The sequence below is a fragment of the Nocardia cyriacigeorgica genome (genome assembly GCF_029868385.1).
Classification (GTDB): domain Bacteria; phylum Actinomycetota; class Actinomycetes; order Mycobacteriales; family Mycobacteriaceae; genus Nocardia; species Nocardia cyriacigeorgica_F.
In genome coordinates this window covers 68,613-89,165 of sequence record NZ_JARWNX010000046.1, presented here as the reverse complement: position 1 = coordinate 89,165, position 20,553 = coordinate 68,613, and the positions used below count along the sequence as shown (strand labels likewise).

At 67.6% G+C, this 20,553-nt stretch carries 16 protein-coding genes and 1 tRNA gene; 10 read left to right on the top strand and 7 right to left on the bottom strand.

Annotated features, from left to right (window positions below; all coding sequences use genetic code 11):
* Positions 1-4: 4 nt before the first annotated feature.
* Positions 5-169, bottom strand: a complete 165-nt coding sequence (locus tag QH168_RS13980; RefSeq protein ID WP_014348616.1) for a DUF4177 domain-containing protein — start codon at positions 167-169, stop codon at positions 5-7.
* A 152-nt stretch (positions 170-321) separates the two neighbouring features.
* Here QH168_RS13980 and QH168_RS13975 point away from each other — a divergent pair, with 152 nt between their 5' ends.
* Positions 322-1,359, top strand: a complete 1,038-nt coding sequence (locus QH168_RS13975; protein ID WP_280235060.1) for an ArsA family ATPase — start codon at positions 322-324, stop codon at positions 1,357-1,359.
* On the top strand, positions 1,356-2,510 hold the full coding sequence (locus tag QH168_RS13970) for an ArsA family ATPase (protein WP_280235059.1): 1,155 nt from the start codon (positions 1,356-1,358) through the stop codon (positions 2,508-2,510). Before QH168_RS13975 ends, QH168_RS13970 begins: the two co-directional genes overlap by 4 nt.
* Here QH168_RS13970 and QH168_RS13965 read toward each other — a convergent pair.
* Positions 2,503-2,826, bottom strand: a complete 324-nt coding sequence (locus tag QH168_RS13965) for a WhiB family transcriptional regulator (protein WP_163827936.1) — start codon at positions 2,824-2,826, stop codon at positions 2,503-2,505. The genes QH168_RS13970 and QH168_RS13965 overlap by 8 nt on opposite strands.
* A gap of 438 nt (positions 2,827-3,264) precedes the next feature.
* On the opposite strand from QH168_RS13965, the gene QH168_RS13960 reads away from it, so the two are divergent.
* Complete coding sequence (locus QH168_RS13960) at positions 3,265-5,610, top strand: penicillin-binding protein (protein WP_280235074.1); 2,346 nt, start codon at positions 3,265-3,267, stop codon at positions 5,608-5,610.
* 58 nt (positions 5,611-5,668) lie between these two features.
* Here the strand turns inward: QH168_RS13960 and QH168_RS13955 are convergent, their stop codons facing one another.
* Positions 5,669-6,133 (bottom strand): GatB/YqeY domain-containing protein, encoded by a 465-nt coding sequence (locus QH168_RS13955; RefSeq protein ID WP_280235058.1) that lies wholly within the window; start codon positions 6,131-6,133, stop codon positions 5,669-5,671.
* A gap of 115 nt (positions 6,134-6,248) precedes the next feature.
* Between QH168_RS13955 and QH168_RS13950 the strand changes: the two genes are divergently transcribed.
* The 3 genes from QH168_RS13950 to QH168_RS13940 all read left to right on the top strand — a co-directional run bounded on the left by QH168_RS13950 (position 6,249) and on the right by QH168_RS13940 (position 8,874).
* Entirely contained in the window at positions 6,249-7,211 is a 963-nt protein-coding gene (locus QH168_RS13950) for a metallophosphoesterase (RefSeq protein WP_280235057.1), read from the top strand.
* Positions 7,212-8,008: 797 nt separating this feature from the next.
* On the top strand, positions 8,009-8,740 hold the full coding sequence (locus QH168_RS13945) for a hypothetical protein (protein WP_280235056.1): 732 nt from the start codon (positions 8,009-8,011) through the stop codon (positions 8,738-8,740).
* 60 nt (positions 8,741-8,800) lie between these two features.
* Positions 8,801-8,874, top strand: a tRNA-Pro gene (locus QH168_RS13940).
* Between the two features lie 73 nt (positions 8,875-8,947).
* Here QH168_RS13940 and QH168_RS13935 read toward each other — a convergent pair.
* Positions 8,948-9,535 (bottom strand): TetR/AcrR family transcriptional regulator, encoded by a 588-nt coding sequence (locus QH168_RS13935; RefSeq protein ID WP_280235055.1) that lies wholly within the window; start codon positions 9,533-9,535, stop codon positions 8,948-8,950.
* 69 nt (positions 9,536-9,604) lie between these two features.
* Positions 9,605-10,828 carry a cytochrome P450 gene (locus QH168_RS13930; RefSeq protein WP_280235053.1) on the bottom strand — a complete coding sequence of 408 codons (1,224 nt, stop codon included), beginning with the start codon at positions 10,826-10,828 and terminating at the stop codon, positions 9,605-9,607.
* Positions 10,829-11,040: 212 nt separating this feature from the next.
* On the opposite strand from QH168_RS13930, the gene QH168_RS13925 reads away from it, so the two are divergent.
* The 3 genes from QH168_RS13925 to atzF all read left to right on the top strand — a co-directional run bounded on the left by QH168_RS13925 (position 11,041) and on the right by atzF (position 17,112).
* Entirely contained in the window at positions 11,041-11,748 is a 708-nt protein-coding gene (locus tag QH168_RS13925) for a GntR family transcriptional regulator (RefSeq protein ID WP_280235052.1), read from the top strand.
* Between the two features lie 81 nt (positions 11,749-11,829).
* Entirely contained in the window at positions 11,830-15,375 is a 3,546-nt protein-coding gene (gene uca, locus QH168_RS13920; protein ID WP_432421095.1) for an urea carboxylase, read from the top strand.
* The gene (gene atzF / locus QH168_RS13915) at positions 15,376-17,112 is read left to right on the top strand and encodes an allophanate hydrolase (RefSeq protein ID WP_280235050.1); all 1,737 of its coding nucleotides are present in this window, start codon (positions 15,376-15,378) and stop codon (positions 17,110-17,112) included.
* A 75-nt stretch (positions 17,113-17,187) separates the two neighbouring features.
* Here atzF and QH168_RS13910 read toward each other — a convergent pair whose 3' ends face one another.
* Entirely contained in the window at positions 17,188-17,766 is a 579-nt protein-coding gene (locus QH168_RS13910; protein WP_280235049.1) for a TetR/AcrR family transcriptional regulator, read from the bottom strand.
* A gap of 102 nt (positions 17,767-17,868) precedes the next feature.
* On the opposite strand from QH168_RS13910, the gene QH168_RS13905 reads away from it, so the two are divergent.
* The gene (locus QH168_RS13905) at positions 17,869-19,113 is read left to right on the top strand and encodes an FAD-dependent monooxygenase (RefSeq protein WP_280235047.1); all 1,245 of its coding nucleotides are present in this window, start codon (positions 17,869-17,871) and stop codon (positions 19,111-19,113) included.
* A gap of 914 nt (positions 19,114-20,027) precedes the next feature.
* Here the strand turns inward: QH168_RS13905 and QH168_RS13900 are convergent.
* Positions 20,028-20,522 (bottom strand): hypothetical protein, encoded by a 495-nt coding sequence (locus tag QH168_RS13900; RefSeq protein WP_280235046.1) that lies wholly within the window; start codon positions 20,520-20,522, stop codon positions 20,028-20,030.
* Positions 20,523-20,553 lie beyond the last annotated feature (31 nt).

The following is a 20,553-nucleotide window of genomic DNA, read 5'->3' as shown; positions in this document are numbered from 1 at the left end:
CGCCCTACTGCTTCGGACGCTTCAGGTACGCCACGTGCTGCTCACCGGTCGGGCCGGGCAGCACGGTCACCAGTTCCCAGCCGTCGGCGCCCCACTGGTCGAGGATCTGCTTGGTCGCATGGGTGAGCAGCGGAACGGTCGCGTACTCCCACAGGGTCACATCGCTCATGGCTGGAGCCTAATGGGTGCGGCGTGCCACGTTCCGACCGCGGCCGGACCGGCCACGGGTCATACGAGGCGAACGTCACTGTCTGATACACCACACCTTCGGTATCGGGATCCTTGGGGCGCGATCTCAGAACGGGTTATAGGCTCGCGAACGTGGGAGCACCAACAACAGCGCCGGTTTCGGCCGATCCGGAGCCGTCGACCGGCTGGCCGGACCGCGCCGCCAAGGCCCGCCTGCACTATGTGTCGGGTAAGGGCGGGACCGGAAAATCCACGGTGGCAGCGTCGCTGGCGCTGGCGCTGGCCGCGGGGGGACGTCGGGTGCTGCTGGTCGAGGTGGAGAGCAGACAGTCCATCGCCCAGCTGTTCGACCTGCCACCGCTGCCGCCCACCGAAACCAGGATCGCCACCGCCGACGGTGGCGGTGAAGTGGTGGCGCTCGCGCTCGATATCGAGCACGCCTTCCTCGAATACCTGGACATGTTCTACAACCTCGGGTTCGCGGGCCGGGCCATGCGCCGAATGGGGGCCATCGAGTTCGTCACCACCATCGCGCCCGGTCTGCGGGATGTGATCCTGACCGGCAAGATCAAGGAGTGCGCCGTCCGGGTGGACAAGGCGGGCAAGCCGGTCTACGACGAGATCGTGGTGGACGCGCCGCCCACCGGACGGATCGCGAGCTTCCTCGATGTCACCCAGGCCATGGCCGAGGTCGCCAAGGGCGGGCCGATCGCCGCACAGGCCGAGGGTGTATCGAAGCTGCTGCATTCGGATCAGACCATGATCCATCTGGTGACGCTGCTCGAAGCGCTTCCGGTACAGGAAACCGCCGACGCGATCGCCGAATTGACCGAAGCCGACCTGCGCATCGGCACCGTGATCGTCAACCGCGCCAGCCGTGACGAACTGCCCGCAGAACAACGCGATCTCGCGGCGGCAGGCGATATCGACATCGCCGAGGTGCGAGCCGGGCTGGAGAGCGCGGCAATCAACCTGTCGGACAACGATTTCCATGGCTTGATCACCGAGACCGTCGAGCATTCGGCCACGCTGCGCGCCCAGGACGAGAGCGCGCGCGAACTCGCCACCATCGATATCGCCAGGATCTCGCTGCCCGCGCTCACCGATGGCATGGATCTCGGCGGGCTCTACGAGCTGGCCGAACATCTCACCGCACAGGGAGTCCGATGAGCACGCCGCAGCAGGCAGGCGCCCCACAGCTGGACATCTCGACGATCATCGGCGATCCGACCGCACGCGTGGTGGTGTGCTGCGGGTCCGGCGGTGTCGGAAAGACGACCACCGCGGCGGCCATCGCGTTGCGGGCGGCCGAGGCCGGACGCAAGGTGGTCGTGCTGACCATTGATCCGGCGCGCCGACTGGCCCAATCGCTCGGTGTCGCCGATCTCGACAACACCCCGCAGCGGGTGGAACTCGGTCCGGAGGTCAAGGGCGAACTGCACGCGATGATGCTCAATATGCGCCGCACCTTCGACGATATGGTGCTCGAGCACACCAGCCCGGACAAGGCCGAGCAGATCTTCGCCAACCCCTTCTATCAGACGGTCGCATCGTCCTTCGGTGGGACGCAGGAGTACATGGCGATGGAGAAGCTCGGCCAGTTGGCGAACCGGGGTGAGTGGGATCTGATCGTGGTCGACACTCCCCCATCGCGCAACGCGCTCGACTTCCTCGACGCGCCCAAACGGCTCGGCAATTTCCTCAACGGCCGGATGATCCGCGTGATCATGGCGCCGGGCCGCGGTGTCGGCCGGTTCGTCACCGGCGCGATGAGTCTGGCGGTGCGCGGCGTGTCGACGATCGTCGGCGGTCAAATGCTCAAGGACGCTTCGCTTTTCCTGCAATCACTGGAATCACTGTTCGGCGGTTTCCAGGACCGGGCCAACCGGACCTTCGCAATGCTGTCCACACCGGGTACGCATTTCCTCGTGGTGGCGGCGCCCGAACCGGATGCCCTGCGTGAGGCCTCGTTCTTCGTCGACCGGCTCTCCACCGAGAAGATGCCGCTGGCCGGGCTGGTGCTGAATCGGACCCATCCGGTGCTGAGCGCGCTCTCCGCCGATCACGCGCTGACCGCCGCTGATCAGCTGGCCGAATCGAACCCGCTGACGGCGGCGGTGCTGCGGATCCATGCGCACCGGGTGGCCACCGCCAAGCGGGAACGACACCTGCTGTTGCGCTTCACCGGGGCCCACCCTCGGGTGCCGATCGTGCCGGTGACCGCGCTGCCCTTCGAGGTCTCCGATCTCGAAGCGCTCCGCGCGGTCGGCGATCAGCTCACCCGGACTCCGGCCTCGGATTCGGCCGTTCCGGTCACATAGCCACCTGATGTTGGCGTTGGGCTTGGAAGAAATCGGCCCATGACGTCACTTCGGGGTGCTGTTTGAGCAGCGCGCGCCGCTGCCGTTCGGTCATTCCGCCCCACACGCCGAACTCGACCCGGTTGTCGAGTGCGTCGGCTCCGCACTGCATCAACACCGGGCAGTGCCTGCAAATCGTTGCCGCTTTGCGCTGCGCCGCGCCTCGTACGAACAGCTGATCGGGGTCTACTTCCTTGCATCGAGCCTCGGATACCCAAGCGATCCTCGCCTCGGCCTGCTCTACGTCCAATCGAGCGATGGGGGTTGTCATGTGCATTTGGTGTGCCCCTTTGCTGTCCGAACACCGGTGAACGGCGCTCCAGAATCGCGTGTCAGCATCGCAGCAACCCAAACCCCGCTGCGAACTGCACCACATTCCACTTTGAGTGTTACCTCTATCACACTGGGTTCTCAATCTAGGTAAAGGTATGCGGGAAGGTCAAGACCGAGCTGTGATTTTTTGGTACGTCCGTGCCGCGACCACGCGACACGCCAGTGATCCAATCGCGACACACCACAGAATCGACCGTTATCGGGTGTTCGATCGAACGAGATGCCCACTGCCCCGTCGCCACCACCTCGATACGGTGTCGCACCGGCCCCGACCTGCAATCCAGCAATTCGGGCCAAACACACCCGCAAGAGCTGGTGGCCCACCCCTTAGGCTGGTCCCGTGCCGATCAGACATACGCTCGCGAAGCTGGCCGTTAGCTGCATGCTGGCCGCCGTGCTCGTCGCCGGGCTGTTGTTCCCGCTCGCAGGCGGTTTCGGATTCGTGTCCAACCGCGCCGCCGACGCCGTCGACAACGTCTCGGCGGAGTTGGTCGAGGGCACGGTGCCCGCGGTGTCGACAATGGTCGACGCGGCGGGCAATCCGATCGCCTGGCTCTATGAACAACGCCGCTTCGAGGTGCCGAGCGAGAAGATCTCCAACGATATGAAGCTGGCGATCGTCTCCATCGAAGACCGCCGTTTCGCCGACCACGACGGTGTCGACTGGCAGGGCACGCTCCGCGCGTTCCTCACCAACACCACCAGCGGTGAGGTGCAGCAGGGTGCGTCGACGCTGGACCAGCAGTATGTGAAGAACTTCCAACTGCTGGTCGTCGCCAAGACCGACGCCGAGCGCCGCGCCGCCATCGAGACCACCCCTGCCCGCAAGATCCGCGAGATCCGGATGGCGCTGACACTGGACAAGGAACTGACCAAGGACGAGATCCTCACCCGGTATCTGAACCTCGTCCCGTTCGGTAACTCCTCCTACGGCATCCAGGATGCTGCGCAGACCTACTTCGGTATCGACGCCGCCGAGCTGAACGTCGCGCAGTCGGCGATGCTCGCGGGCATGGTGCAGAGCAGCTCGAAGCTCAACCCCTACACCAACACCGAGGGCGTGCTGGCCCGCCGTAACACCGTGCTGGACACCATGATCCAGAACATCCCCAGCCGCGCCGACGAATTCCGCAAGGCCAAGACCGAGCCGCTGGGCGTGCTGCCCGAACCCAAGGGCCTGCCGCGCGGCTGCATCGCGGCCAACGACCGCGGCTTCTTCTGCGATTACGCGCTGCAATACCTGGCCAACGCCGGGATCAGCCGGGAGCAGATCGACAAGGGCGGCTACCTGATCCGCACCACCCTCGACCCGGCCGTGCAGGATTCGGTCAAACGCGCCGTCTCCGAGGCCGCGCCGCCGGATCTGGAGAACATCGCCGAGGTGATGTCGGTGGTCGGCCCCGGTCAGGATTCCCATCCGGTACTCGCCATGGCCAGTAGCCGCACCTACGGCCTCAACCGCGAGGCGCACGAGACGCTGCTGGCGCAGCCGTACTCGATGGTCGGCGACGGCGCGGGCTCGGTGTTCAAACTGTTCACCACGGCCGCCGCGATGGAGAAGGGCATGGGCATCAATGCCCAGCTCGACGTGCCGGGCCGGTTCAACGCCCAGGGCATGGGTAACGGTGGTGCGCCCGGCTGCCCGCCCGCCACCTACTGCGTCGAGAACGCGGGCCGCTACAAATCGCCGATGTCGGTGACCGAAGCGCTGGCGACCTCGCCGAACACCGCGTTCGTCAAGCTCATCCAGGCGGTCGGCGTCACGCCGACCGTCGATATGGCCGTGCGCCTCGGTATGCGTTCCTACACCGAGCCCGGCACCTCGGGGCACGGCAACCAGAGCCTCGCCGACATGATCAAGGGCCAGAACCTGGGTTCGTTCACCCTCGGACCGGTGCCGATCAACCCGTTGGAGCTGTCCAATGTGGCCGCCACGCTGGCCTCGGGCGGCAAATGGTGCCCGCCCTCGCCGATCAAGGAAGTGATCGACCGCAGCGGTCGGCAGGTGCCGCTGACCCAGCAGGCCTGCGAGCAGGTCGTCGAGCCCGGCCTGGCCAACACCCTCGCCAACGCCATGAGCAAGGACGACCAGGCCGGTGGTACCGCGTTCGGTGCTGCCGCCAACGCCGGCTGGACACTGCCGATGGCCGGTAAGACCGGAACCACCGAAAGCCACCGCTCCTCGGCATTCGTCGGTTTCACCAACTCGCTGGCCTCGGCGGTCTACGTCTACGGCGACAGCCCGACCCCCGGCGAGATCTGCTCCTTCCCGCTGCGCAACTGCGGAGCCAGCGATGCGAACGGCCTCTTCGGTGGTAACGAACCCGCGAGAACCTGGTTCAACGCGATCAAACCCGTGGTCGGGCAGTTCCCGCCGCCCGTACTGCCGCCGCTCGACGACAAGTACGTCCGCGGCGCCAACAACGCCCAGGTGCCGGATGTGGTCGGTATGAAACAGGGTGAGGCGACGGCCGCGCTCATCGCGGCCGGTTTCAAGGTCACCCCGCAGGAGTCGTCCGGATCGGCGCCGAAGGGCACCGTCACCGGGTCCTCACCCAACGGGTCGGCCATTCCAGGGTCACTGGTGACGATCTACGTCAGTGACGGCACGGTGCGCACCCCGCCGCCACCGGGACCGCAGGGACCACCGCCGGGCGTACCGGGGCTGCCGCCACCGCCGCGACTGCCACCGATCCCCATCCCGATCCCGCTGCCCTTCCCCCGATGACGACAACGCCGACCCGGTCTGACCGGGTCGGCGTTTCGTTGTACTGGTCGTCGAACGGTTACAGCCGCGCCTTGACGGCGGCCGAGATCCGCGCGCCATCGGCCTTGCCCTCGGCCAGCGCGGTGGCGATCTTCATGACCTGCCCCATCTGGCGCATACCCGGCCGCTCCCCGATCTGCTCGGCGACCTGGGCGATCGCGGTATCGGCGAGGTCGGCGACCTCGGCCTCGGTGAGCTGGGTGGGCAGATACTCGTCGATGATCCTGGCCTCGGCGTGCTCATTGGCCGCCAGCTCACCGCGACCGGCCTGGGTGTACACCTCGGCGGCCTCGTTGCGCTTCTTCGATTCCTTCGACAGCACGGCGACGACCTCGGCATCGGAGAGCTCACGTGCCTCGGGGCCCGCGACCTCGGCGGACTGGATGGCGGCGAGCAGCATCCGCAACGTGGCCAGACGCAGCGTGTCCTTGGCTTTCATAGCGGCGGTCATATCCGCGCGCAGCTGCGATTTCAGTTCCGACATGTGCCACACGGTAGCCGCTGCGCCGGAACCGGCCCACCACATTTGCCCGGCCGGTCGATGAACCTGTGCCTGAACACACGCCGCGTTCGCGAGCACCGTCACCTATGCTGGGCAAATGCCCGTGATCTCGACCTCCGCTGTCCGCCGAACCGCGCTCGGCGCCGCCGGAGCCGCGGTGGCCGGAGTCGGCTATGCCTCCCTCATCGAACGCAATGCGTTCGTGCTGCGTGAGGCGACGATGCCCGTGCTGCGGCCGGGTTCGGCGACGCTGCGGGTGCTGCACATCAGCGATCTGCACATGATGCCAGGCCAGAAGCTCAAACAGCAGTGGCTACGCGAGCTGGATCGGCTCGAACCCGATCTGGTCGTCAACACCGGTGACAACCTCTCGCATCAGAAGTCGGTGCCGGCGGTGGTCCAGGCGCTCAGCGGATTGCTCTCGCGCCCAGGACTTTTCATCTTCGGCAGCAACGACTACTTCGCGCCGGTGCCGAAGAACCCGCTGAAATACTTCAAGACCGATCACCGCCGCGTACACGGCGCGCCACTGCCGTGGAAAGACCTGCGTGCGGCGTTCACCGAACGCGGCTGGCTGGATCTGACCCATGTCCGCCGCGACCTCGAGGTGGCGGGCATCCGCATCGCCACCGCCGGCGTCGACGATCCGCATCTGCAACGCGATCGCTACGACACCATTGCCGGCGCACCGAATCCGCTCGCCGACCTGCGGATCGGTCTCACCCATTCCCCCGAGCCGCGCGTACTCGACCGCTTCGCCGAGGACGGCTACGACCTGGTGCTGGCCGGGCACACCCACGGCGGGCAGCTCTGCCTACCCGGTTACGGCGCGCTGGTCACCAACTGCGCGATCGACCGGTCGCGGGTCAAGGGCCCGTCGAAGTGGGGCGAGCACACCCGCCTGCACGTCTCCGCGGGACTCGGCACCTCACCATGGGCTCCGTACCGGTTCTGCTGCCGCCCGGAAGCCACCCTGCTCACCCTGGTCGCCGCACCCCCGAAGCGCCCGAACTCCGATACCGCACAGGGCGTTTCCACCTCGGAGACCGTCGCCCGCTAGGGTCGCTTGCCGAGACTTTGTCGGGCAAGAGGACGACCGTGAATACTTTCGACCCCAGCAACGGGGGTGGACCGGGCACGCAGCGGGGGCAGGTCGGTCCCCTACCTGGACCAGCGCCATGGCAACCCGTCGGGCCGGAAGCAGCTCCGACGCAGGCCGGGCAGTGGGCACCGGATGACTCCGGACTCGCGGGTCCCGCGTCTGGACCTCAGCCGGGTTCCGGTCCCGAAGCAGCATCTACTCAACGTGGGCCGTGGGCGCCGACCGGCGGACCCGCCACACCCCCATCCGGACCGACGCAAGGGCAGCCCATCGCGCCCGAGGCAGCGCCGACACAAACCGGGCAGCGGATACCTGGCGGGCCAGAGGGCTTCGTACTTGGGCCATGGCAGCCGAGCCCGCCTGAAGCGGCGGTGACGCAGGCCGGGGAGCGCGCGTGGCGGGGGCAGCCGGTTCCGCCCGGAGCGGTCCCGGTGCAGGGGATGCCGTGGGGATCGGGGGCAGGATTCGCGAATCCCGTATCCAGCACGACAGCGGAGCAGCCCGGTGTGGCACCGATGTACACCGGGTCGGGGGTGGCTGGCGGGCAGCATCGGGCGAATCCCGAGGTTGTGGCCGGGCCGAAGACCTGGACGGATCCGAGCGCGCCGAGCGCACCCCGAGGGTTCGATCGATACGGGGAGGTGCCGCCGATCGAGCCGTACCGGGGCGGCCAGCCCATCGGGACGCCCGGCTGGGGCGCGCCCACTCGACAATCAGGTGCTCGTGGGAAGTACGTCGCATACGGTGCGGCGGCGATGGCTGTGATTGCGGTCGGAGTCGGGATCGTCGCGGTGACCACCGGTGGGTCCGCGGAATCCACGGCGAGCGGGTCGACGCCCTCGATGGTCAGTGCGTTGACGACCGACGAATCCGCATCGAAGTCGCCGCGAACCTCGGTCGGCGCCACCGCTGGGCCACGCCCCAGCGATGCCCCGCCCGCCGCCCGCGTCGGCCCGATCGTCCCCGGATTCCAGCCGGTCGCCGTACCCAACCGCAGCGCCGTCTACGACGTGCCCGCCGGGTGGCGGGTAGCGCCCGAAGGCAATGTCGGCGGCTTCGGAGAACCACCGGACGGCGTCGTCGGCAGCGGCCTCGCCACCGACGGCGAAGACTACTGCCCGGGCTCCACCCGCACCGTCGCCTTCATCACCGGCTCCGACATTACCGACCCCGCCACCGCGGCCACCGAACTCGGTGCCAAAGCCGCTACCGTTGCCTACTCGGGCAGTCGTGACGTCAGCTCCGGCGCCGCCCGCCCGCTCGCCTCGGTCGACGGCTCGCAACAGGGCATGCTGGTCGAAACGACGGGCAAGCTGGACACCGGCCGCCCCGGCTGCGCGACCGAATTCTCCGTCTACACCTACGCCATCCCTGGCCGCACCGGAAGCATCGTGCTCGTCCTCGCCGCCGACACCGGCGTCCCCGACGCCGTCGACACCGCGACCGCCCAGCGCATCCTCAGCAGCATCCGCCCCCTGAAAGACTGATTGACCTGCCGGTTTAACGTCCGGACCCGACCTGTTGTAAGCTACCTCAGGTCCGCTTCACGGGGTGTGGCGCAGCTTGGTAGCGCGCTTCGTTCGGGACGAAGAGGTCGTGGGTTCAAATCCCGCCACCCCGACTCGTGTGGTTGAGACACGATGGAAACCCTGATCAGCACAGCTGGTCAGGGTTTCCTTCTTTCTACCGGCCGCTCAGGTGATCTCGAGGCGATCGTCGAGCAGGAATGGCAGCAGGAAGTTGCGGAGCAGGGCGCGCTCTTCGTCTTCGGTGATGGCGGGCAGGGTCAGTAGGGACACCATGGTGCGGACTGCCCACTGGCCGAGGCGAACGGCGGCTTCGGGGGTGAGGTCGGTGCGGAAGTTGTGTACGAATCCGGTGGTCAGGGTGTCGATGACGCCCGGAGACTGTGACAGCTGGGCGACGATCCCGGCATTGGCCGGTTCGAACCACACCGCAAGATGCGGGGTCTTGCGCACTTCGGCGAGCATCGCGGTGAGCACATCGAGCAGTTGGCCTTCGGGATCGGAACCGTCCAGCCGATGTTCGCGCCACACCCGCTCGATCAGCAGGCGCGCCTCGCGGCCCGCGAACGCCACATACAGCGATTGCCTGCTGTCGAAATAGCGGTACAGCGTCGCACGGGAGCAGCCGGCCACCTCGGCTACCTCCGCCATGCCGACCGTGGTGACACCCTTGTCCAGGAACAGGGTGCGCACGGCGTCCAGGATCCGTTCCGCCGCCAACTCGGCCCGCCCACCGGCCAGCCAGTCACTACTCACGCCAATTCCCTTCCCGGCCCGCTCGGGCTCGCACACTCCACCGGGCGCCGCCGGTAAGAGTCACGCTACTCATGCCACACAGGCGAATGGGACCGTCGTCGGCCGACGCACATAAGGCCCGGTCGCATACTCCACCGCGTCGACGTCGACCCGATACGCGGGGAACCGATCCAATAACTCTTCCAGGGCCACCCGCGCCTGCATCCGTGCTGCGGCGGCGCCGAGACAGTGGTGCGGCCCGTGCCCGAAGGTCATGATGCGCTGCGGATTGCGGTCGATATCCAGTTCGGCCGCATCGGCGCCGAACGCCCGCTCATCCCGATTCGCCGACCCGTACACCAGCAGCACCTTACGACCGGCGGGCACGGTGACACCCGCGAGTTCGACGTCACGGGTCGCGGTGCGGGCCAGCCCCTGTACCGGCGAGGTCAACCGGGCGAACTCCTCGACGGCGAGTTTGATCCGATCCGGGTCGGCCGCGAGCGCCGCGCGCTGTTCGGGATGCTGCTGCAACAGCTGCACGGCACCACCGAGTAGGCCGGTGGTGGTGTCGTTACCGCCGGCGACCATGGTCCAGGTGTAGGCCAGAATCTGGACCAGACCGTTCACATCGGTGTCGTCGGCGGCCATACCGGCCTGCACCAGCAGCGAGACCGTATCGTCGCCGGGATCGGTGCGCCTGCGTTTGATCAGCTCGGCGAAGTAGCCGAGCATCTCCATCGACGCCTGCTGTGCGTCGGCGGTGCGTTCGGTACTGGCCGCGACCACCGCGTCGGTCCAGCCGTCGAAACGATCCCGGTCGGCCTCCGGCACCCCGAGGTAGTAGGCCACCACCATGCTCGGCAGCGGCTTGAACAGGTCTTTGACGATATCGCCGCCACCTTGTTCGGCCAGCCGGTCCAGCCGTTGGCGCACGAAACGCCGCACGACCGGCTCCACGTCCTCGACCTGACGCGGGGTGAAACCGCGCGCGACGAGTTTGCGGAATTCGGTGTGCTCGGGTGGATCCTGCATGACCAGTGGCGGATTGGCGGTCAACCCGATCTGCTCGAGTTCACCGTATTCGACGGTCAGACCGTCACCGGAGGAGAAGGTGGCGCTGTCGCGGGCGGCCGCGTAGACGTGCTCATGCCTGGTCAGCACCCAGTAGTCGTGGTCGGGTCGCTGCGCGGGGACCACGTGGTGCACCGGATCGTGCTCGCGCAGTGCGGCATACATCGACCAGGGCTCGCGCCAGCTCGCGCCCGATCGCAGTTCGAACAGCGGATCGACGCGATACTCATTGTCCAACATGTTCCGACGGTAAGACAGAATTGCCACTTTGTCTATATCGGGATCGGTGGCGCCCCCAGCGACAAGGGGAAATTCGGTAAGGGTTTCCCGACGCGAAAGGACTGGAGAATCGGCGATCGCTCCGAGCGGGCGATGCACCGGTGAGCAGACGCTTACCTGCCGGTTACGCGAGGTGATTCCGCGGAAACGCGAGGTCCATAGCGTATACAGGCATGTCGACACAGGTGGCCACACCGGCTGATACCTCGGGCAAACCGCTGCGGGACGTGGTGTACGAAACACTGCGCGCGGAGCTGATGAACGGCGGCATCAAGTTCGGCGAACGCCTCACCGAACCCAAGGTCTCGGCGCGGTTCGGGATCTCCCGCACCCCGGTCCGCGAAGCACTCACCGTGCTCTGCTCGGACGGGCTGCTCCAGCGGGAGGAGTACGGTTTCTCGCCGGTCCGTCCGAGCATCCCGCTCGTGCGCGACCTGTACGAACTTCGAATCACGCTGGAACTCGGCGGTTTACAACGCGCCATGCACAACCCGGATGTGGTGCACGATCACACACTGCTCGCGGCGGAACGCGAGGCCTGGCTGGCGTTACAGGCCGACCCACCCGCGCAGGAACCCGGTTTCGTGGTCCGCGACGAGGAATTCCACGTCACCCTGCTGACGTCATCCGGCAATGCCGAGATGGTGCGCGCCCTGCGCTCGGTGAACTCCAGGATCCGGCACGTGCGGATGTACGACTTCATGGTCAACAACCGGGTCGAGACCACCATCTCCGAGCATCTGGCGATTCTCGATGCCGTTCTCGCCGAAGATCTTTCGCTGGCCTACCGGTTGCTGCACACCCATATCGGCGAATCGCTCGACGTCGTACTCGACCGGGTCACCCGCGCGATCGCCGCCATGTCACTGGCCACCGACTAGTACCGAACTGAGGAGCCCGACGTGAGCCTGGATTTCGATACCGTCCTCGTCGCCAATCGGGGCGAGATCGCCTGCCGGATCATGCGCACCGCCCGCGCTCTCGGACTGAAGACGGTCGCCGTCTATTCCGAGGCCGATGCCGGAGCCGCCCATGTCGAAATGGCGGATGTGGCCGCCTATCTCGGACCGAGCGCCGCATCGGAGTCGTATCTGCGTACCGATCGGGTGATCGAGGCGGCGCTCGCCACCGGCGCAGGTGCGATCCACCCCGGTTACGGCTTTCTCTCCGAGAACGCCGAATTCGCCACCGAGGTCACGGCGGCCGGTATCGCGTTCATCGGCCCGACGCCGGAGCAGCTGCGGATCTTCGGCGATAAGCACACCGCCCGTGCAGCGGCCCGCGCGGTCGGTGTGCCGCTGGTGCCCGGCTCCGGGCTGCTGGAATCGGCCGAGCATGCGGTCGCCGAAGCCGGACGGGTCGGCTTCCCGGTCATGCTCAAGGCGGTCGGCGGTGGCGGCGGCATCGGTATGCAGGCCTGTCACAACGCCGACCAGCTGCGTGCCGCCTATCAGCGGGTCCAGCGGCTGGCCGCGACCAATTTCGCCACCTCGGGGGTTTTCCTCGAACGTTTCGTGGCGCGAGCCCGCCACGTCGAGGTGCAGGTGTTCGGCGACGGCCAGGGCCGGGTGGTCAGTCTCGGCACCCGTGACTGCTCGCTACAGCGGCGCAATCAGAAGGTGATCGAGGAAGCCCCCGCACCCGGACTCGGCGAAGAACTGTCGCAGCGGTTGCTGTCGGTCTCGCGCGAGCTGGCCCGCTCGGTCGGCTACCGCTCCGCCGGCACCGTGGAATTCGTCTACGACGCCGACCGCGATACCGCCTCGTTCCTGGAGATGAATACCCGCCTCCAGGTGGAACATCCGGTGACCGAGGCGGTGACCGGCGTCGACCTGGTGGCGTGGATGGTGCGGCTGGCTGGCGGCGATACCGCGATGCTGGACGGGCTGCCCGAGACCGGTCCGCCGGTCGATGGCTGGGCGGTCGAGGCCCGCGTCTACGCCGAGGACCCCGGTCAGGACTATCGGCCGAGTGCGGGTCTGATCACCGAGACCGTGTTCCCCGACGACGCAAGGGTCGACACGTGGGTGGGCACCGGAACCGAGGTCAGCCCCTACTACGACCCGCTGCTGGCCAAGGTGATCACCCACGGCACCGACCGCGATGCGGCCTTCACCGCCCTGACCGATGCGCTCACAAGCACCCGGATCCACGGCGTGCAGACCAACCTGCCGCAACTGCGCGCCGCCGCGACCGACCCCACGGTTCGGCAGGCCGACCACATCACCGCCACCCTCGCCGATATCCGCCCGACCGGCACGCGCATCGATGTGGAGCGGCCCGGCACCATGACCACCATCCAGGACCATCCGGGCCGGATCGGTCTGTGGGAGGTCGGCATTCCGCCTTCGGGTCCGATGGACGATCTCTCGTTCACCCGCGCCAATATCGCCGTCGGCAATCCGGCGGGCACGCCCGCGCTGGAATGCACCCTGCACGGTCCGCGGCTGCGCTTCGCCACCGCCGCCGTGGTGTGCGTGACCGGCGCCCACGCGGACGTCGAGGTGAACGGCGAACCCGTCGCTCAATGGGAGCCGATCACCGTGCCCGCGGGCGGGGTCCTGGATGTCGGCGCTCCCGACGACGCGGGTTTGCGCACCTATATCGCCGTACGCGGCGGCATCGACGCACCGCTCTATCACGGCAGCGCGGCTACTTTCACTCTCGGCGGCTTCGGCGGCGTCACCGGGAAAGCGCTCGTCAACGGGGATGTACTGCATCTGGCCGATGCCGGCGACGCCGAACCGCGGTCGATCCCACCGGCCGAGCGCCCGGATTTCGGCCATACCTGGGAGTTGGCCGTCGGCGAGGGCCCGCAGACCGCGCCCGCCTATTTCACCGACGCCGATATGGCACAGTTCTATACCGCCGAATGGCGCGTCGGCAGCCACGCCAACCGCACCGGCATCCGACTCGAAGGGCCCAAACCCGACTGGTCGCGCACCGACGGTGGTGAGGCAGGGTTGCATCCGTCGAATCTGCACGACAACCCGTACAGCGTCGGCGCGCTGAACGTTTCCGGCGATACCCCGATCCTGCTCGGCCCCGACGGCCCGAGCCTCGGCGGATTCGCCTGCCCGCTGACGGTGGTGTCGGCGCATCGCTGGAAGCTCGGCCAGCTGCGTCCCGGCGATACCGTCCGCTTCGTACCGGTGGATGACGCCACCGCGGGCGAACTGCGTGCTTCCAACCCGGCTCGCGCCCGTGCGGCCGTACCGAATCCGCTGGCCGGTCTCGGTGATCGCGGCATCCTCGGTGGCGTCGACGGCACCGACGGACGGCCACAGGTCAGGTACCTGCGCGGCGGTGACGACAACGTCCTGGTCGAATACGGCGAAATGGTGCTCGATCTCGGCCTCCGCATGCGGGTGCACGCACTCTCGACCGCGCTCGCCGCGGCGGAACTTCCCGGCATCATCGACGTCACACCCGGCGTGCGCTCACTGCACATCCACTTCGATCCCGATGTGCTGGCCCAGCATCGGCTCCTCGGTGTGTTGGCGGAGCTGGAGTCCGAACTGCCCGCCACCCAGGATCTGGTGGTGCCGAGCCGCACCATCCGGCTACCGCTCTCGTTCGACGATCCGTCCATCGCGGAGGCCATCGACCGCTACCGCAGCGGAGTTCGTGACAGCGCGCCCTGGCTGCCGTCCAATACCGAATTCATCCGCCGCATCAATGGTCTCGACAGCGTCTACGATGTGCGCGCCACCGTCTTCGCCGCCGAATATCTGGTGCTCGGCCTCGGCGATGTGTATCTCGGTGCGCCGCTCGCGGTTCCGCTCGATCCGCGCCACCGACTGGTCACCACGAAGTACAACCCGGCGCGCACCTGGACGCCGTCCGATGCGGTCGGCATCGGCGGAAAGTATCTGTGCGTCTACGGTATGGCCTCCCCCGGCGGCTATCAGCTCATCGGCCGGACCGTCCCCATCTGGTCGAGCTATCGGCAGCCCGCACCGTTCGAATCCGGCACACCCTGGCTGTTCCGGTTCTTCGACCGCATCGTCTGGGAGCCGGTGAGCGCCGAACAGCTGCTCGAATACCGTGCCGCCGCCACCGCGGGACGGTTCGACGCCGAGATCAGCGACGGCACCTTCGCCCTGGCCGACCATCTGCGGCTGCTCAGCGACGAAGCGGAGTCGATCGCGGAGTTCGAGACCAGACAGGCGGCCGCGTTCGACGCCGAGAAACAGGCCTGGCGGGCCGCGGGCGAATTCGACCGCGGCACCGACGCCGATGCCGTCACCGAGACCGTCGACGATCCGCTGGCCGGTATGCCCGATAACGCCGTGGTGGTGACCGCACCGATGATCGGCAACGTCTGGCGGGTGGAAATCGAAGCGGGACAACGACTCACCGCCGGTGCGGCGGTCGCCGTGCTGGAGGCGATGAAACTCGAATTGCCGGTACCGAGTCCGGACGCGGGCACGGTGCTGAAGGTGCTCGCCACTCCGGGTGCCAAAGTGGAACCCGGAACCCCTCTAGCAGTGATCGGAGTCGACTGAATGTCCACCGGCATCCTCGGCGATACCGCCGTCTCCGGCTCGCCCACCGCGCGCGTCGCCGCCGCCTATCGCCGTATCGCGGAGGTGGATCGGCCGGAGGTGTGGATCACCCTGCGCCAGGAACACGAAGTCGCCGCCGACGCCGCGGCGGTGGAACAGCGGTTGGCCGCGGGCGTCGATCTGCCGCTGGCGGGCCTGCTGGTCGCGGTCAAGGACAATGTCGACGTCGGTGGGCTGCCCACCACCGCGGGCTGCCCGGAGTTCGCCTATACACCGGAGGTCACCGCCGCTGCCGTCGAGCGGCTGATCGCGGCGGGCGCTGTGGTGCTGGGTAAGACCAATCTCGATCAGTTCGCCACCGGACTGGTCGGCACGCGCAGCCCCTACGGCCCGGTGCGCAATGCCTTCGATCCCGAACTGGTTTCCGGAGGTTCCAGCTCGGGTTCGGCGGTGGCGGTCGCGCTCGGGATTGCCGATATCGGCATCGGCACCGACACCGCGGGTTCGGGACGGGTGCCCGCCGCATTGCACGGCCTCGTGGGGATCAAGGCGACCCTCGGCGTCATCCCGGCCCACGGTGTGGTGCCCGCGTGCGCGGATTTCGACGCCGTCACCGTCTTCGCCGCCGATCTGGAACGTGCCGTGGCAGCGGCCGCAATCATGGCGGGTCCGGATTCGCGTGATCCGCGCAGCCGAACCCGCCCCGCCGACGCGCTGCTATCCGCACCGCAGCAGCCGAAGGTGGCGATTCCTCGTGCCGCCGATCTGACCGCGTTGAGTGCGCCATACCGCGCGGCGTTCACCAGAACCGTTGCCGGACTGGCTGATTCCGGTGTGACCGTCACCGAGATCGACATCTCGGTGCTGCTCGATGCGGCTCTGCTGCTCTACGACGGCGCGATCGTCGCAGAGCGGTACGCGGCGGTCGGCGACTTCCTCGCCACCGCTTCATCCGATGCGCTCGACCCCACCGTCGCGGGCATCATCCGCGCCGCCGAGCACACCACCGGCCCCGGCTTCGCCGCCGATCTCGACGCTCTCGTCACCGCACGCGCCGCCGCGACAGTGCTGCTCGACGGTTACGACGGCCTACTGCTGCCGACCACCACCGAACATCCGAGCATCGCCGCGGTGCAGGCCGACCCCCTCGCCATCAACCGCAGGATGGGCACCTACACCAACTTCTGCAATCTGCTCGATATGGCCGCGGTGGCCGTACCGGGCGCGCCGACGGCAGCGGGTGCGCCGTTCGGCGTGATGGTGGTGGTGCCCGCCTTCGCCGATCAGATCGCGATCGATATCGCGGCCCGGCTGGTTGGCACCGACAGCACGCCCGCATTGTTCGCCCATGACGCCGAACTCGCCGTCTTCGGGGCGCATCTACGCGGCCAGCCGCTGTTCTGGCAACTGGAGCAGATCGGCGCGCGTTTCGCGGGCGAGATCCGCACCACCGACGCCTACCGACTCACCGCACTCGACACCACACCACCCAAGCCAGGCCTGGTCCGGCACGGCGACGGGCAGGGCGCGCCGATCGTGGGTGAGCTGTTCCAGCTCTCGTCCGCGGGCCTCGGTTCCTTCCTGGCCGCGCTGCCCGCACCGATGGCGCTGACCAGCATCGAACTCGAGGACGGCCGCACGGTGGTCGGCTTCGCCTGCACCTATGACGCCGCCGTTGCGGCCACCGACATCACCGAATTCGGTGGATGGAAGAAGTACCTGGAACAACTGAGCTGAGCCTGTACGGCGCGTGCACCGAGCCCACCCGCCACCGCGGGTCGGCTCGGTGCAGGTGCGGCGGTGCCGTACGGCTCAGTTCCCCGGCGCAAGGGCGGCGATGGCGACGGCCAGTTCATCGCCGCTGGGTAGCTCACCGTCCGGCTCCGTGATCCATTGCAGCGCGAGCCCGTTCAACAGCGCGAAGTACAGTCGCGCGATCGCTCGTGCCTGTTCTGCGGTCAGTTCGGGATGCGATTCGGCGACCAGATTCGCCAGTTCCGTGACGGCCTCGGCGAGCAGTCCGGCCATATGCGCCGTCTCGCTCGGCGTGCGGTGAATCCTGATCACGTTCTCCACACTCGCCACCAGCATCTGCCGGTTCCGTGCGAAAACCTCGGCGAAACCGTTCCACACCATCGCAAACGCCTCGGCCGGTGATCGGCCGTCCGCACTGGCCGCGGTGATCCGCTCATCGAGGGCGTCGCCGATCTCGCGACCCGATTCCGCGGTGAGCGCCTCGGTGAGCAGGCGCTCCTTCGAACCGAAGTGGTAGCCGATCGCGGCCAGGCTCACCCCCGCGGCGTTGGCGATGTCGCGGGCCGTCGTCGCGGCGAATCCACGCTCGTACACGCAGGTCCGAGCCGCCGCGAGCAGATCCTCCTTGTTTCCCATGCGCACCACTGTACGTGCGTCTTGAACGTTCGTACTAGACAGACGTGCAAATCATCTGTTAGACATTTGTCTAAGACGTTCGAGCAAACGAAGGACGAGACCATGAGCACCCACTCCCCACTGCCCGCCGCCCGCCCGCGTGTTCTCGTCTCCGGCGGCGGTATCGGCGGCAATGCCGTTGCGCTGCAACTACTCCGGTACGGCATCCCGGTGACGGTGATCGAACGCGCCGCCGCTCCCCGACCGGGTGGCCAAGCCGTCGACCTGCGTGGACCCAGCCGCGACGTCGCCGAACGGATGGGCCTGATGCCGGGTATCCGCGCCCATCAGCTCGACGAACGCGGCATGCTGCATGTGGACGCCGACGGCAAGGAACTCCTGCGGATGCCCGCGGACATGTTCGACGGCAAGGGCGGCGTCGCCGAGATCGAGATCACCCGCGGTGATCTGAACCAGGTCCTGCTCGACGCCATCGCGGCCGCGGGCGGCCTCGACTACCGGTACGGCGAATGGATCGAAGCACTCGACCAGGACGATGACGGCGTCGCGATCACCTTCGCTTCCGGCAGCACCGAACGCTTCGACCTCGTCATCGGCGCCGACGGCCTGCACTCGGCGACTCGCCGTCTGGTCTTCGGTCCGGAGGAGCAGTTCAGCACCTACCTCGGCGGCTACATGTCCTTTTTCACCATGCCGACCCCCGCCGGTATCGAACCGCACTGGTTCAGCATGCATTCGCTGCCCGGCGCGACCGGTCTCGGTATGCGTCCCGATGCCGATCCGTCGACGTCGAAAGCGCTGGTGGTGATCCGCGCCGAGGCCGACCCCGCGCTGCGCCGCGATATCGACGCACAGCAGCGCCTCATCCGCGACCGGCTCGCCGGTGGCGGATGGGCCGCACCGGCGATCACCGCCGCAATGGCCGAAGCCCGCGACTTCTACTTCGACGAACTGGCTCGCATCGATATGCCGAGCTGGATCGACAACCGCGTGGCCCTGGTGGGCGACGCCGGCTACTGCGGCTCCCCGCTGACCGGGCAGGGCACCGCCATGGCACTGGTGGGCGGTTATGTGCTGGCCGGTGAGATCGCCGCGCGCCGGGAGGATCCGCGCCGGGCACTGGAGAACTACGAGCGGGTGCTGCGTCCATTCGTCGCCCTTGCCCAAGAACTGCAATTCGGCGGCTTGCGGGCGATGACCCCGAAGACCCGTTTCGGCATCCGAGCCGGACTGCTGGTGAGCAAGCTGATGACCGCGCCGATCATGAAGCCGCTGATGATGCGCATGCTGTCGACGACCGAGACCTACGATCTGCCCGACTATCCGGCTACCACGCCCACCCGCTGAAATACGGCGTCGCCGTCCACCAGATGGTGAGCGGCGACGCCGTATTATCTTCGGCCTCGCGACATTCGGTCGGCCGTGCGAGTGTGGCGACCTTTCGTCCATCACTCGTTCTCCGAACCCTCCACGGAGGATCGGGTCGGCAGGTACCGGGTCCGCACAGGCAGCGCGATCGGTCGGCGAACACCTGGATGGTTACCTTCGGCGGCGGCGGAGCCCGGCGCGATCATCGCTCTGGATCGTGGTCCGGTTGCTCCTGCTCAGCGTCTGGAAGAGCCGCAACGTGTCTCGTCGACCTGCCCGGCCGGACCGATCACCCCGCGAGACCGGTCCGGCCGATATGGCCCGGGTCCGGCCTGTCACCCCGCGAGACAGGCCGAGCCCTGTTCCCCCTCCCCCTGGTCCCCCTATCCGGCCCCTCCCGGATGCCCCACCATGCGAGGCCATCCGTCCGTCGCGGCGGCCCACCTTCGGACCGACATTCCGGTCCCGACCGCGCGCCGATATCGCGAGCCCACTCTGCGGGCTGTCGTCGACCCGACATTTACGGATTCGACTCATGGGATCCCACATTCCGGGCATCCGACCTCGGACCCGACATTCCGGATCTCGAGTGCCCCCATCGGCCCCTCCTGACTGCCCACCCCCTAGGCAGTCAGGAGGTCACCGATCCCCGCCGGTCCTGTCCATCGAGTCCCCGCACTCGATGACACCCCTCCCGGCGCGCCCCCGATCCCCCGATCGGGGCCCCACCCCGGTATCCGTCCCCGTCAGGTCCTCCCCGGCCTGCTCCGCTCGGATACCCTCGGGCCCTCCCCGGCCCGGCCCCGGTGGCGCCGGATCTCCCCGGTCCGGCGCCCGCAGCGTTCACCCTCCCCGATGACGGCGCCGCGTTCCCCCGTTTTCGGACCTCGCGACTACTGGCAGTAGTCGAAGGTGCCGAGCTCGGTGCGACCATCCTTGATCAGGTAGCTGGTCGCGCGCAGATCGGTCTTGGCGACCGGGTTCTCACCGTCGGGCGCCAGCCACTCGACCTCCTGAATCACCAGGTAGGCGTTGGGGTCGTTGCGCAGGACATCCATCTTGGTGTCGTCCATATCGGCGGACTTGGTGTCGGTGGCCTTGCCGGTCTCCCATTCGCCCGCACCGGCGAGGGTGCCCTGGGCGGCGTCGATGATCACTGTGCGGTAGCGGATCTGCTGGTTCTCACCGGGCAGGTAGCCGGATTGGGCGTAGACGACCGGCGAGTCGATCTCGATCCGGATCTTGTCACCCTTGTGCGTGCAGGTGGCCTGGCCGGTGACGGCGGCGCCGGGGTTGCCCTCGGTGGCAGCCGAGGCGGTGCCTGCGCCGAGAACGAGGGCGGTGGTCGTGGTGGCGAGAGCGAGGGCGGTGGTCAGCTTGCCGATCATCGTCGTTACGTCCTGTTCGGGGTTTCGGTCT

What these genes read in the sequence shown, in the direction of transcription:
- QH168_RS13930 (WP_280235053.1), bottom strand. Translation starts at nt 10,828, where the DNA reads ATGTTGGACAATGAGTATCGCGTCGATCCGCTGTTCGAACTGCGATCG.
- QH168_RS13970 (WP_280235059.1), top strand. Translation starts at nt 1,356, where the DNA reads ATGAGCACGCCGCAGCAGGCAGGCGCCCCACAGCTGGACATCTCGACG.
- QH168_RS13910 (WP_280235049.1), bottom strand. Translation starts at nt 17,766, where the DNA reads ATGGGAAACAAGGAGGATCTGCTCGCGGCGGCTCGGACCTGCGTGTAC.
- QH168_RS13980 (WP_014348616.1), bottom strand. Translation starts at nt 169, where the DNA reads ATGAGCGATGTGACCCTGTGGGAGTACGCGACCGTTCCGCTGCTCACC.
- QH168_RS13900 (WP_280235046.1), bottom strand. Translation starts at nt 20,522, where the DNA reads ATGATCGGCAAGCTGACCACCGCCCTCGCTCTCGCCACCACGACCACC.
- uca (WP_432421095.1), top strand. Translation starts at nt 11,830, where the DNA reads ATGCGCACCGCCCGCGCTCTCGGACTGAAGACGGTCGCCGTCTATTCC.
- QH168_RS13960 (WP_280235074.1), top strand. Translation starts at nt 3,265, where the DNA reads ATGCTGGCCGCCGTGCTCGTCGCCGGGCTGTTGTTCCCGCTCGCAGGC.
- QH168_RS13955 (WP_280235058.1), bottom strand. Translation starts at nt 6,133, where the DNA reads ATGTCGGAACTGAAATCGCAGCTGCGCGCGGATATGACCGCCGCTATG.
- QH168_RS13925 (WP_280235052.1), top strand. Translation starts at nt 11,041, where the DNA reads ATGTCGACACAGGTGGCCACACCGGCTGATACCTCGGGCAAACCGCTG.
- QH168_RS13950 (WP_280235057.1), top strand. Translation starts at nt 6,249, where the DNA reads ATGCCCGTGATCTCGACCTCCGCTGTCCGCCGAACCGCGCTCGGCGCC.
- QH168_RS13905 (WP_280235047.1), top strand. Translation starts at nt 17,869, where the DNA reads ATGAGCACCCACTCCCCACTGCCCGCCGCCCGCCCGCGTGTTCTCGTC.
- QH168_RS13945 (WP_280235056.1), top strand. Translation starts at nt 8,009, where the DNA reads ATGGCTGTGATTGCGGTCGGAGTCGGGATCGTCGCGGTGACCACCGGT.
- atzF (WP_280235050.1), top strand. Translation starts at nt 15,376, where the DNA reads ATGTCCACCGGCATCCTCGGCGATACCGCCGTCTCCGGCTCGCCCACC.
- QH168_RS13965 (WP_163827936.1), bottom strand. Translation starts at nt 2,826, where the DNA reads ATGCACATGACAACCCCCATCGCTCGATTGGACGTAGAGCAGGCCGAG.